General features: G+C 63.5%; 14 protein-coding genes. 12 read left to right on the forward strand and 2 right to left on the reverse strand.

Annotated features, from left to right (window positions below; all coding sequences use genetic code 11):
- Positions 1-16 precede the first annotated feature (16 nt).
- From QUH67_RS16540 to QUH67_RS16585, 10 genes are all read left to right on the forward strand, one after another.
- Complete coding sequence (locus QUH67_RS16540; protein ID WP_300947722.1) at positions 17-1,231, forward strand: sialidase family protein; 1,215 nt, start codon at positions 17-19, stop codon at positions 1,229-1,231.
- Positions 1,228-1,728, forward strand: coding sequence for a TlpA family protein disulfide reductase (locus tag QUH67_RS16545; protein ID WP_300947723.1), 501 nt, complete (start codon positions 1,228-1,230; stop codon positions 1,726-1,728). Before QUH67_RS16540 ends, QUH67_RS16545 begins: the two co-directional genes overlap by 4 nt.
- 101 nt (positions 1,729-1,829) lie before the next feature.
- The gene (locus tag QUH67_RS16550; RefSeq protein ID WP_300947724.1) at positions 1,830-2,207 is read left to right on the forward strand and encodes a DUF2946 domain-containing protein; all 378 of its coding nucleotides are present in this window, start codon (positions 1,830-1,832) and stop codon (positions 2,205-2,207) included.
- Between the two features lie 98 nt (positions 2,208-2,305).
- A complete protein-coding gene (locus QUH67_RS16555; protein ID WP_300947725.1) occupies positions 2,306-4,531 on the forward strand; it encodes a TonB-dependent receptor family protein in 2,226 nt (741 codons plus the stop codon).
- 53 nt (positions 4,532-4,584) lie between these two features.
- Positions 4,585-5,094, forward strand: a complete 510-nt coding sequence (locus QUH67_RS16560) for a copper chaperone PCu(A)C (protein WP_300947726.1) — start codon at positions 4,585-4,587, stop codon at positions 5,092-5,094.
- An 11-nt stretch (positions 5,095-5,105) separates the two neighbouring features.
- Positions 5,106-5,633 carry a YcnI family protein gene (locus tag QUH67_RS16565; RefSeq protein ID WP_300947727.1) on the forward strand — a complete coding sequence of 176 codons (528 nt, stop codon included), beginning with the start codon at positions 5,106-5,108 and terminating at the stop codon, positions 5,631-5,633.
- A gap of 9 nt (positions 5,634-5,642) precedes the next feature.
- A complete protein-coding gene (locus tag QUH67_RS16570; protein WP_300947728.1) occupies positions 5,643-7,208 on the forward strand; it encodes a copper resistance CopC/CopD family protein in 1,566 nt (521 codons plus the stop codon).
- A gap of 141 nt (positions 7,209-7,349) precedes the next feature.
- Complete coding sequence (gene proS, locus QUH67_RS16575) at positions 7,350-8,669, forward strand: proline--tRNA ligase (protein WP_300947729.1); 1,320 nt, start codon at positions 7,350-7,352, stop codon at positions 8,667-8,669.
- A gap of 70 nt (positions 8,670-8,739) precedes the next feature.
- On the forward strand, positions 8,740-10,020 hold the full coding sequence (locus tag QUH67_RS16580; RefSeq protein ID WP_300947730.1) for a lipoprotein-releasing ABC transporter permease subunit: 1,281 nt from the start codon (positions 8,740-8,742) through the stop codon (positions 10,018-10,020).
- Positions 10,021-10,027: 7 nt separating this feature from the next.
- Entirely contained in the window at positions 10,028-10,729 is a 702-nt protein-coding gene (locus tag QUH67_RS16585; RefSeq protein WP_300947731.1) for an ABC transporter ATP-binding protein, read from the forward strand.
- Between the two features lie 8 nt (positions 10,730-10,737).
- Here QUH67_RS16585 and QUH67_RS16590 read toward each other — a convergent pair whose 3' ends face one another.
- Together QUH67_RS16590 and QUH67_RS16595 are read right to left on the reverse strand one after the other, a co-directional pair.
- Positions 10,738-11,004: a DUF3551 domain-containing protein gene (locus tag QUH67_RS16590; protein ID WP_300947732.1), complete on the reverse strand. Its 267-nt coding sequence runs from the start codon at positions 11,002-11,004 to the stop codon at positions 10,738-10,740.
- A gap of 192 nt (positions 11,005-11,196) precedes the next feature.
- Positions 11,197-11,490: a DUF3551 domain-containing protein gene (locus tag QUH67_RS16595; protein WP_300947733.1), complete on the reverse strand. Its 294-nt coding sequence runs from the start codon at positions 11,488-11,490 to the stop codon at positions 11,197-11,199.
- Positions 11,491-11,782: 292 nt separating this feature from the next.
- Here QUH67_RS16595 and QUH67_RS16600 point away from each other — a divergent pair, with 292 nt between their 5' ends.
- Positions 11,783-12,523 (forward strand): outer membrane protein, encoded by a 741-nt coding sequence (locus QUH67_RS16600; RefSeq protein ID WP_300947734.1) that lies wholly within the window; start codon positions 11,783-11,785, stop codon positions 12,521-12,523.
- Between the two features lie 139 nt (positions 12,524-12,662).
- Positions 12,663-12,914, forward strand: a complete 252-nt coding sequence (locus tag QUH67_RS16605) for a hypothetical protein (protein WP_300947735.1) — start codon at positions 12,663-12,665, stop codon at positions 12,912-12,914.
- Positions 12,915-13,069 lie beyond the last annotated feature (155 nt).

The following is a 13,069-nucleotide window of genomic DNA, read 5'->3' on the forward strand; positions in this document are numbered from 1 at the left end:
AGAAGGAGTTGAGGCCATGCTGCGAATGAGCTTGCTTGCGACGCTCGCGTTTTCGCTTTGCCACACCACCGCACAGGCGCAGATGAGCCATCACAACCACGCCTCGGAAGCGGCGTGCGAGGAGGTCGAGCTGCGCTGCGCCTCCAAGGTGACGCCGGCCTTCGCGTCCGACGGCACGCTGTGGCTGGCCTGGATGGCGGGTGGCAAGATCTCAGTGGCGAGTTCGAAAGATCTCGGGCGCAATCTTTCGACGCCGGTTCAGGTCATGAAAGAGAAGCTCAACCTCGACTGGGGCCCGGATGCGCGGCCCCAGATCGTGGTCGCGAAGAACGGCGCCATCGCGCTGGCGTTCTCGATCTTCAAGGACAAGGCGTTCAATGGCCAGGTGCTCGCGACACGGTCGATCGACGGCGGCAAGAGCTTCGCGGAGTTGCAGCCGATCACGTCGAACAACGAAAGCCAGCGCTTTGCGGCGCTCGGCCTCGATGCGGACGGTTCGGTGTTCGCGGCCTGGATCGACAAGCGCAACCGCGTGCCCGCCAAGCAGGAGGGCAGGAAATACGAAGGCGCCGGCCTGTTCTTCGCGTCCTCGAAAGACGGCGGCGCATCCTATGCCGAGGCGCGGCTGGCCAGCGACAACACCTGCGAATGCTGCCGGCTCGGCCTGGCGTTCGCCGGCCCCGGCCGTCCTGTCGTCGTGTTCAGGAACCTGTTCGAAGGCGGTGTGCGGGATCACGCCGTCATGACGTTCAGCGATCCGGCGAAGCCGGGCGAGGTGCGCCGCGTCAGCACCGACGACTGGCAGATTTCCGCGTGCCCGCATCACGGGCCGAGTCTCTCGATTTCATCGGCCGGCACGTATCATGTGGCGTGGTACACCAACGGCAAGGCCCGCAAGGGGCTGTTCTATGCCCGCTCGGATGACGAAGGCCGGACCTTTTCCAATCCGCTTCCGCTCGGCCGCGCCGATCGCAATCCGACGCGGCCGTATGTGCTGTCGGGTCCGCGCGGCGCCACCATGGTCTGGAAGGAATTTGACGGCGAGAAGACCACGGTCAACGCGATGATCTCGCATGACGAGGGCAGGAACTGGTCCAAACCATCCGTCATCGCCGAGACCACGGACACATCCGATCACCCTCTGCTGATCAGCGACGGGCAGGCGGTCTATCTTTCCTGGATGACCAAGGCCGACGGATATCGCCTGCTGCCGATCGGAGACGGATCATGAAACCTCGCCTGCTTGCCGCACTATTCCTGATGGCGTCTCTCGCCGCCGCGCCGGCCGCGGAGACGCGGTCCGAACTCAAGCCGTTCGTGCGCGGGAGCTGGCAGGAGATGCTGCGTTCGCACAAGGGTCGCCCCACGCTGGTGCATTTCTGGGGCGTCACCTGCGGCCCCTGCAAGATCGAATTGCCGCTGCTCGGACAATTCATGAAGGACCATTCCGAGATCGACGTCGTGATGATCAGCGCCGATCTCGTGCCGAATCTGCCCGGCCCAACGCGCGCGATGCTGGAAAAGGCCGGGCTTGGGGCCGCCGAGAACTGGCTGTTCAGCGATGGCTTTGTCGAACGGCTGCGCTTCGAGATCGATCCGGCCTGGCAGGGCGAAATCCCGCGCACGATGCTGATCGCCCGGGATGGCACGGTCACGACGATCGAAGGTTCGGCCGAAATACCCGACCTCGAAAAATGGCTGGTCCAGCAAAAGGTCGCGGCGAAGTGAGAAGCGATCGAGCCGCCGCGCGCGGTGGCTTGCGCATGACGAAGATATGTCGACAGGTTGCATCGCGGATGGTACGAGCATCCAGGTTCTTGGGGACAATCATGCGACGGCGACTGGAAATCTTTATTCCAATCGTACTGCTTGCGATCGTGGTGCAATTGCTGGCGCCGATCGGAGCCTTTCGCGCGGTCGCCCATGCGCTTTCCGATCCGCTGCATATGTCGATGATCTGCTCCGGCATGACGTCGTTGCAGGATGACTCGCAGACGAGCCCCGCCAAGCCGCAGCACGGCGCCAATTGCTGCGGGTTCTGCGGCGTCAGTCATGGCGGCGCCGTTGCGGTCGATCCGCCCCCGTTGATCTTTGTCGTCCTGCAGCGTCAATACCAGCTCATCACGTGGCTGGAAGCTGCGGATCCGATCCCGCCGGCACGTGCCGGCTGGCACGCGCAGGCGCGTGCGCCACCGTCCTTTTCCTGACGACCTCGCGACTTCCCATCAAGATTGGTGCGGCCAATGGCCGTGCCAGTTCGCGCAGTTGAGCAGGCCGGCCAAGGAGCTGGCGTCAGGATTATTTCATGTTTTGCATCCCGCCATCTGTCGGGGTCGTGCGCAGCACATTGCTGGCGTCGGCCGCGATCATCATTTCGCCGTTCGCAGCCGAGGCCCAGACCGAGCGATCGAATCTCCCGCCCGTGACCGTCACGGCGCCGGAACAAAAACGCGCCGCCGTTGCCCGCCCGCCGCGCACTGCCGCGCGATCGGCGCGCGCCGTTCGGGCGCCTACTCCCGCCAACCCGCCCCAGGTCCCCAGCGAAGGTCAGGGCGCTCGCGGCGCGCTCGCCGTGCTCAGCGCCCAGCAGGCGCTGACCGAGATCAACAATACCGCGGGCGGCGTCGCGATCGTGCCGGCCGCGGCCTACCGGAATTCGACCGTCGCCAACACCATCAAGGACGTTCTCGACTACGTGCCGGGCGTCTTCGCACAGCCGAAATGGGGCGACGATACCCGGCTGTCGATCCGCGGCTCCGGCCTGTCGCGCAACTTCCATTTGCGCGGCATCCAGCTCTACATGGACGGCATTCCGATCAACACCGCCGACGGCTATGGCGATTTCCAGGAGATCGAGCCGACCGCCTATAAATACGTCGAAGTCTTCAAGGGCGCCAACGCGCTTCAGTTCGGCGCCAACTCGCTCGGCGGCGCGATCAATTTCGTGATGCCCACCGGCCGCGATCCGTTCCCGAACGGCGCGTCCGTCGATTTCGGCGCATTCGGATTCAAGCGGCTGCAGGCCAATGCCGGCGGCGCCAACGGACCGTGGGACGGCTTCGTCACCGCATCGACGCAGGCCGCCGACGGGTTCAGGGACCACAGTTTCGGCAGCGCGACCCGCGTCAGCGGCAATGTCGGCTATCAGTTCTCGCCGGATGCCGAGACGCGGTTCTATTTCAACGCCAACGAGGTGCGTCAGCGCATCCCCGGCACCGTCACCAAGCAATCGGCGCTGACCAATCCCGAAGCTGCCGCGCCGGCGAATGTCGCCAACGACCAGCAGCGCAACATCGACACGGTGCGCGTCGCCAACAAGACCACGATCCGGTTCGATGACACCAAGGTCGAATTCGGCGCCTTCGGCGTCGACCGCCATTTGATGCATCCGATCTTCCAGTGGCTCGATTACAGCTACAAGGATTACGGCGGCTTCGCCAAGGTGACCGACGACCGTTTCATCGGCGGCTTCCGCAACCGCCTGGTCGCCGGCGTCAACGTGCTGAACGGCAGTATCGACAACCAGCAATTCGCCAATCTCGGCGGAGCAAAGGGCGCGCTGCAGTCGTCCTCGCTCGATCGTTCGAAGAACACCTCGCTCTATGTCGAGGACAGCTTCTACTTCCTGCCGAACGTGGCGGCGATTGCCGGCACGCAGTTCCTCTACGCCACCCGCAACCGGCAGGATCGCTTCCTTGGCAATGGTGACCAGTCAGGGGCGACCGAGTTCAATCTCTGGTCACCGAAGGCCGGCCTGCTCTGGAATATCGATCCGACCTGGCAAGCTTTCGCCAACATCTCGCGCAGCGCCGAAGTGCCGAGCTTTGGCGAAAGCTCCAGCGGAAGCGGCGGGACCCGGATCTTCGACTTCACCAAGATCCGCCCGCAGGTCGCCACCACCTACGAGATCGGAACGCGGATGAAGCGGCCCGATTACGCCTGGGAGATCACGGCCTATCGCGCCAATATTCGCGACGAACTGCAATGTCTCTTCGGCACCAGCGCCGCCACCGGCACCGGGACTTGCAATGTCGCCAACCTCGATCGCACCATTCATCAGGGCATCGAAGCCGGCGCGGGTGCTGCGATTTTCAGCGGCATTTTCGACAACGGCCCGGCGCCCGACAAGCTCTGGCTGAACGTGGCCTACACGTTCAACGATTTCCGGTTCGACAACGATCCGAACTACCGCAACAACCTGCTGCCGGGAGCCCCGCGCCACTACCTCCGCGCCGAGCTGCTGTACAAGAATCCGACCGGCTTCTATTTCGGACCCAATGTCGAATGGGTGCCGCAGGCCTATTTCGTCGACAACGCGAACACCACGAAGACCGAGGCCTACGCGCTGCTCGGGCTGAAGGCAGGCTTCGATAATGGCGGCCCGATCTCGGCCTATATCGAGGGACGCAACCTCACCAACAAGGCCTACATCTCGAGCACCAGCATCATCAACCAGGCGACCGCCACGTCACCATTGTTTGAACCGGGTAATGGCAGAGCTGTTTTTGCCGGGATGAAGTACAGATGGTAGGTATCCACCCGACGCAACCGTTGCGGAACCCGTTTGAACACGAAAGTCTGATCATGCAGAACATTAAGTACGCGCTGGCCGGCGTGGCCGCCCTGGTTTCACTCCTGGCTGCGCCCGCGCAGGCGCAGGAGGTCAAGGTCGGCGACCTCGTCATCACGCAGGCCTGGAGCCGGGCGACGCCGACCGGCGCCAAGGTGGCGGGGGGCTATCTCACGATCGAGAACAAGGGGGCGGCGCCCGACCGCCTGGCTAGCGGGTCGAGCGAGGTCGCCGGAAAATTCGAAATTCACGAGATGGCGATGAACAACGGCGTCATGTCCATGCGCCCGCTCGACAAGGGTCTTTCGATCGAGCCCGGAAAGACCGTCAAGCTGGCGCCCGGCGGCTATCATTTGATGCTGATGGATTTGAAAGCCCCGCTCAAGCAGGGCGACAAGGTGCCGCTGACGCTGGAATTCGAAAAGGCCGGCAAAGTCGTGCTGTCGCTGGACGTGCAGGGCGTCGGCGCGCAGGCGCCCGCCGGCGCCGGGCATTCCGGCGGCCAGCACGATATGAAGAAGTAAAGGGATAGCCGATGTCGAAGATCGCTCTTGCCGTCATCATCCTTGCGGCGCTTGGCGCCGCTCCGGCGGCCGCCCATGTCACCCTCGAAAAGCGGCAGGCGCCGGTCGGCTCGTACTACAAGGCGGTGTTTGCCGTGCCGCACGGCTGCGCGGGATCGGCGACGATCAAGCTGCGCGTGCAGATTCCGGAAGGCGTGATCGGCATCAAGCCGATGCCGAAGCCGGGCTGGACGCTCGAGACGGTGAAGGGTAAATATGCCACCGAGTACGAGTTTCACGGCAGCAGGCTCACCGAAGGCGTCAAGGAAGTGATGTGGAGCGGCGGCAAGCTGGCCGACGACAATTTTGATGAGTTTGTCTTCTCCAGCTATCTCACAGCAGGCCTGAAGCCGGACACCACGCTGTATTTTCCGGTGGTGCAGGAATGCGAACAGGGCGTCAGCCGCTGGATCGATATTCCCGCTCAAGGCGAAGGCGGCGGCCATGGTCCGGGCAGCAAGACGCCGGCGCCCGGGCTCAAGTTGACGACAAAACCGTAAGCGATCCCGATGGCGCGCGTGCTGGCCGGCCTTGCCGCGCTGCTGTCGGCTCTCTGCATCGCGAGCGCCGCGTGGGCGCACGCGACACTGGTCTCGTCGGAGCCGGCCGACGGCAGCGTGCTCGTTCAGCCGCCCAAGATGGTGCAGTTGCACTTCAACGAGGCCGTTGCGCCGGCTGCGATCGGCGTGATCGACGCCGCCGGCAAGTCGCGCGACGTCGCCGCCCAAGCGGCCGGCCATTCCGTGCTGATCGTTTTGCCCGACGAACTGCCGCAGGGGACGCAAATCGTCAGCTACCGCGTGGTTTCGGAGGACGGCCATCCCGTGGCGGGGTCGATGGTGTTCTCGATCGGCGCCGTCACCGGGGCTGCGCCACCGGCGAAAGCGGGGCCGTTGGCCGTGCTGATCTGGATGGCGCGGATCGGCGTCTATCTCGGAATGTTCGTCGGCGTCGGCGGCGTATTCTTTGCAGCCTGGATCGGGCGGGGGACAAGCGGGTCGATGATTGGCCGCGCTGCGCTCGCCGTCGGTTTGGTCGGCGCGGTGATTTCGCTCGGCTTGCAAGGCCTCGACCTTCTCAATCTTTCGCCGGGCGGCATCTTGATGGCGTCGCCATGGACGGCCGCGCTTGCGACCTCCCTCGGACCGTCGCTGCTGATCGCGACCGGCGCGATGGCCACTGCTTCTTATGCCGCTACACACTCGGGCATCGTGACAGCCCGGATGTTGAGTTCACTGGCAATAGCAGGCGTTGGCGCGTCGCTTGCCGCCAGTGGGCATGCCGCGACTGCTTCGCCGCAATGGCTGACCCGGCCGGCGCTGTTCCTGCACGGCATCGCCGTCGCTTACTGGGTTGGCGCGCTGGCCCCGCTGGCCGCCATGGTGCATCGGCGCAGCGAGCACCTGCCGCGCGCGCTTCGGCAATTCTCGGCCATCGCCGTGCCGCTGGTGGGACTGCTGGTGCTGAGCGGGGTGACGCTTTCAATCATCCAGCTCGGCAGCGTGCGCGCGCTGATCGAAACCAACTATGGCATCATTCTCTCGATCAAGCTGGCGCTGGTCATCCTGCTGCTCGCGCTGGCGACACTGAACCGGTTTGTCGCCACGCCTGCGGTGGTTGCCGATCACAACAACACCCGACTGCTGTCGGGTTCGGTGTTGACGGAGTGTGTTCTTGTTCTCGGTATCCTTGCCGTGGTCGCGGGCTGGCGCTTCACGCCGCCGCCGCGCGCGTCCGTCGCGCCCGTTGCCGCGCCGCTCTCGGTTCATATCCACACCGATGCCGCGATGTTCCAGATACTGGTGTCGCCGGGCAAGGTCGGCGCCAACGACTTCGAGCTGCAGTTGATGTCGGGCGACGCCGCGCTGCTGCCGGCCAAGGAAGCGACGCTGATCCTGAGCCTCCCTGAGCGTGGCATCGAGCCGATGGAGCGCCGCGCGACGCTCGGTCCGGACGGCAACTGGAATGTGCGCGGCGTCGCGCTGCCACAGCCGGGCCGCTGGCGGATGCAGATCGAGGCGCTGATCACGGATTTTCAGAAGATCACGCTGCAAGACGATTTACTGGTACAATGAAATGACCCGCGAAACCGTGCCAAAATAGCCTCAAATCCGCGTTTCCAGCGGCTTTTCACCTTTCCCGGCCTTGTCTTTTCGCACCCGATCCGGTTTCACTGCGTCTCTTCGCTTGGCCCCCCTGATTCCTTGAGCTGTCCCATGCGGTTGTCGCGGTTTTTTCTACCCATCCTGAAAGAGAATCCGAAAGAGGCGGAGATCGTCTCGCATCGGCTGATGCTGCGCGCGGGCATGATGCGGCAGGAAGCGGCGGGCATCTACGCCTGGCTGCCGCTGGGTTTTCGGGTGCTGAAGAAGATCGAGCAGATCGTCCGGGAGGAGCAGGACCGCGCCGGCGCATTGGAACTGTTGATGCCGACGCTGCAGCTCGCCGACCTCTGGCGCGAGAGCGGCCGTTACGACGCCTATGGCCCGGAGATGCTGCGCATCGCCGACCGCCACAAGCGCGAACTCTTGTACGGGCCGACCAACGAGGAAATGATCACCGAGATCTTTCGCGCCTACGTCAAATCCTACCGGAGCCTGCCGCTCAATCTCTATCACATCCAGTGGAAGTTCCGCGACGAGCAGCGTCCGCGTTTCGGCGTGATGCGCGGCCGCGAATTCCTGATGAAGGATGCCTATTCCTTCGACATCGACGAGGCAGCGGCGCGCCGCGCCTACAACAGGATGTTCGTGGCTTACTTGCGCACGTTCGCGCGGATGGGATTGAAGGCGATCCCGATGCGCGCCGAAACCGGCCCGATCGGCGGCGACCTCAGCCATGAATTCATCGTGCTGGCGGAAACCGGCGAGTCCGGCGTGTTCTGTGACAGCAACGTGCTCGACCTGCCGATTCCGGCCGACGATGTCGATTATGAAGGCGATCTCACCGGCATCATCAAGCAATGGACGTCGGTCTATGCCGCGACCGAGGATGTGCACGATGCCGCGCGCTATGAAAGCGAGGTGCCTGCCGAGCGCCGCGTCAACACCCGCGGCATCGAGGTCGGCCAGATCTTCTATTTCGGCACCAAATATTCCGACGCGATGAAGGCGCTGGTCGCCGGCCCCGACGGCGTCGACGTGCCGATCCATGGCGGCTCCTACGGCGTCGGCGTCTCGCGCCTGGTCGGCGCCATCATCGAGGCCTGCCACGACGATGCCGGCATCAAATGGCCGGAGGCGGTGGCGCCGTTCACCGCTGTCATCCTGAACCTGAAGCAGGGCGATGCTGCGGTCGATGGCGCCTGCGAGAAACTCTATCGCGAGCTTTCCGCCAAGGGCATCGACGTGCTCTATGACGATACCGACCAGCGCGCCGGCGCAAAATTCGCCGCGGCCGACCTGATCGGCATCCCCTGGCAGATTTTGGTCGGGCCGAAGGGCCTCGCCGAGGGCAAGCTTGAGGTCAAACGCCGCAGCGACGGTTCGCGGGAGAACCTCAGTCCGGCCGAAGTGGTGGCTAAGATCGCGGGATAGGCTTATCCACCGCGGCGGATATGTTAGCCATTGCGGCCACTTTTGGCCCGAATCATGGGATTATCGAGTAATGGATGAGACCATGACCGAGACCGTCCGAACCCCGCCCTTTGCGCCTTTCGAATGGCTGTTGTCCGGGCGTTACCTGCGCGCGCGCCGCAGGGAAGGCTTTATCTCCGTCATTGCCGGGTTTTCCTTCCTTGGCATCATGCTCGGCGTCGCCACGCTGATCATCGTGATGGCTGTGATGAACGGCTTTCGCAAGGAACTGCTGGACAAGATCCTCGGGCTGAACGGGCATTTGCTGGTGCAACCGCTGGAATCGCCGCTGACCGACTGGAAGGACGTCGCCGAGCGCATCAGCCAGGTCGATGGCATCCGCCTGGCCGCGCCGGTCGTGGACGGTCAGGCGCTGGCGTCCTCGGCCTTCAACGCTTCGGGCGTGCTGGTGCGCGGCATGCGCTCGGCCGACCTCAACAACCTCACCTCGATCGCCAAGAACATCAAGCAAGGCACGATGGAAGGGTTCGACGTGGGGCAGGGCGTCGTCATCGGACGCCGCCTTGCCGACCAATTGTCGCTGCATGCCGGCGACACCATCACGCTGGTCGCGCCCAAGGGCGCGGTGACGCCGATGGGCACGACGCCGCGCATCAAGCCCTACAAGGTGGCGGCGGTGTTCGAGATCGGCATGTCGGAATATGACGCCAGTTTCGTGTTCATGCCGTTGCCGGAATCGCAGGCCTATTTCAACCGCAAGGACGACGTGACCGCGATCGAGGTGTTCACCACCAATCCGGATCGTATCGACGCGTTCCGCAAGAGCGTGACGGAGGCGGCCGGACGGCCGGTATTCCTGGTCGATTGGCGGCAGCGCAACTCGACCTTCTTCAACGCGCTGCAGGTCGAACGCAACGTGATGTTTTTGATCCTGACCATGATCGTGCTGGTTGCCGCGCTCAACATCGTGTCCGGCCTGATCATGCTGGTGAAGGACAAGGGGCAGGACATCGCAATCCTGCGCACCATGGGCGCTTCGCAGGGCTCGATCATGCGAATCTTCCTGATCACGGGGGCGGCGATCGGCGTGGTCGGCACGCTGACGGGCTTCTTCGTCGGCATGCTGATCTGCCTGAACATCGAATCGATCCGGCAGTTCCTGTCCTGGATGACCAACACCGAACTGTTCTCGCCGGAACTGTATTTCCTGTCCCGGCTGCCGGCAGAGATCGATTTCGGCGAAACCACCGCTGTGGTGATCATGGCGCTGACGCTGTCGTTCCTGGCGACGCTCTATCCATCCTGGCGCGCCGCGCGCCTCGATCCCGTCGACGCGCTGCGGTACGAGTGAGGGCGAGATGGCCGAGGAGGCGCAGGAAGATGTACCGGTTATCTATCTCCACGAGATAAAGCGCGAGTACAGGCAGGGCGAGGCGACGCTGACCATTCTCAACGGCGCGAAACTCGCGCTATGGGCGGGGCAGTCGGTGGCGCTGGTGGCGCCATCGGGCTCCGGCAAGTCGACGCTGCTGCATATCGCGGGCCTGCTCGAAAGCCCCGACGATGGCGAGGTCTATGTCGCGGGCACGCCGACCTCGCAGCTATCCGACATGGACCGCACCCATATCCGGCGCTCCGACATCGGCTTCGTCTATCAGTCGCACCGGCTGCTGCCGGAATTCACCGCGCTTGAAAACGTCATGCTGCCGCAGATGATCCGCGGCCTCAAACGCTCCGAGACCATCAAGCGATCCGAGGAAATCCTGGCCTATCTCGGCCTCGGCGACCGCATGACGCACCGGCCCGCTGAACTTTCCGGCGGCGAACAGCAGCGCGTCGCGATCGCGCGCGCGGTCGCCAATGCGCCGCGGGCGCTACTCGCCGACGAGCCGACCGGAAATCTCGATCCGAACACCGCCGATCACGTCTTCAACGCGCTGATGCAACTGGTGAAGGCGACGCAGGTCGCGATGCTGATCGCCACCCACAACATGGAACTGGCCGGCCGGATGGACCGGCGGGTGTCGCTGGTCGACGGCCAGGTCGTCGAAATGGAATAGGGCGAGCGCTAGTAGCTGTCGCGGTGACGCTTGTGACGTCGCGGCGAGGGTTGCCGGGATGCGTGCGCGTAATACGGATTGATCTCGCATTGCGCCGAGCGGCCCGAAGCCGACAAGTTGCACTGGGGCAGCGAGGTATAGCTGCATTCGTAATAAGTGATCCTGCCATACACATGCAGGCAGACCGGATAGTTGGGATCGTAGGTCTGCGCCTGCGCCGGTGCCGCCGCCGAAGCGGCGGCGATCCCGAGGATGGCCAAAGTCAGGGCGCGCATCAAAATCTCCTTCAGAACGTGCGGCTGCGATCGATGGGCGCGTCCGCACTTGCGCTGGAACATGGGTTCGCGGCGCCGAAATCGTAGCCTCTGATACAGTAGGAAAATCGCGCGCGGGCGCGTCAAATCACGTTCGCGCGTTGTAGGCGTCAGCGGTGCGCAGCAGGCGCAACTCGCCGATCGTTCGGCGTGTCAGTATCTGCCGCCGGCGGGCGAGGGCGGCAATGCGCGGCCGGGCAGTGGGCGATAGGCGGACGGCGGCGGTTCGCCCTCGCTCATGTAATAGGGATTGGCGATGCAGTATAGAAAACGTCCCGAAGCGGTCGCCTGGCATTGTTCGTAACTGGTGAAGGTGCAGTAGCTCAGCCCCGGATGTTCCTGGCCCTGAAGGCAGAACGGATATCGGGTGCCGACCGCTTCGGCCGGCGCGGCGCCAAGTGAGGCCCATGCGCTCGCGGCCAGCCCGGCCAGAATCGCTTTACGCATTTCGAATCTCCTCATCGCGCTTTCCGGTTCCATTTCGTCGACACAAGCCGCACCGCAACGTTTACGTCAAGCTATACCACCTACTAATACCGGCGGAACCTGAATGTGGAATTTTTGCGGCGGGTTCCATTGCAAAGTTTCGAGTAACACTTGCGTTACAACATTAACTTGCGTTCTTACTGCGGCTCTTTGATGAGGGTTGTGGCCATGAGGTTACAGTAATTCGATCGAACGATGCTAATAGCCTGTCACGGCCTTGGGGGCTGTCTGAAAAGAAAACGGGATCTAAAGAATGAAGAAGTTTCTGCTCGTCACGTCCAGTCTGATCGCGCTCGGCGCGGCTGCGCCCGCTAGCGCCGCCGACATGGCTGCGCGTCCTTACACCAAGGCGCCCCCGATGGTTGCCGCCGTGTACGACTGGACCGGCTTCTACATCGGCGCCAACGGCGGTTGGGGTTCGAGCCGCAATTCATGGGATGCGGGTGTACTGTTCGGTTCCGAAGGTTCGCATGACGCGACCGGCGGCACGGTCGGTGGTCAGGTCGGTTATCGCTGGCAGGCCGGTACGTTCGTGTTCGGTCTCGAAGCTCAGGGCAACTGGGCCGATCTGTCGGGCAACAATGTGAGCCTGGCGTTCCCCGCTTTCCGCAACCACACCAACGTCGATGCCTTCGGCCTGTTCACCGGCCAGGTTGGCTACGCCGTCAACAACGTCCTGCTCTACGTCAAGGGCGGTGCTGCCGTGACCGCGAACTCGTATCGCGTCACCAACGTGGTGGGCGGTGCGCTCGCTGGCGTCACCGGCGATGACACCCGCTGGGGCGGCACGATCGGTGCGGGCCTCGAATACGCCTTCGCACCGAACTGGTCGGTCGGCGTCGAGTACAATCACCTGTTCATGCAGGATCGTACCTACACCTTCACCGCCCCCGGCGGCGGCCTGTTCGGCACCGATCGCATCCGTCAGGACGTCGATCTCGTCACGGCTCGCCTGAACTACCGCTTCGGCGGTCCGGCCGTCACGCGCTACTGATCTTTCGCACTCCTCGCGAAGAACAACGAAGCCCCGGAGCGTTGCTCCGGGGCTTTTTTGTCGGCGCGGCCGGTTGGCCGTTCGATGTGTCGCAGTTCCTCGGCTGGAAAAGCGATGAGTCCGTGCGCATATTTGCGGCATGGAAAACATACACAAATGCACATCCGCGCTACGCCCGCTGATCACGGAGGCCGAACCGAACGGCATTCCTCTGGCGGAAAGCGCCATCAACGAACTGGTCGCCACCACACCCGCGCCCGAGCGCAGGGATGCGCTGGAGAGTGTGCGATCGGCGGTAAAGGCCCACTGCGATTCGGACACCGGTTCGCAGTTCGACTTCGCCAATACCGTGAATGACTACATCGAGAAGCTGATCAGGGACCTCGTCTGACCGCCGGTCTGCTCGCAGGCCCCAACGGGAATTAACCAAGGGCTCCGGTCTCGGCATCCGCCGTCACGGGCCCGCTTGACTCCCGGAACGAAATGGGAACATTGTTCTTCATATGTTCTCATATCGTAGGGAGTCGGACGATGTTGCGGATGTTT

Origin of the sequence: Bradyrhizobium roseum, assembly GCF_030413175.1 — a bacterium.
GTDB lineage: Bacteria > Pseudomonadota > Alphaproteobacteria > Rhizobiales > Xanthobacteraceae > Bradyrhizobium > Bradyrhizobium roseum.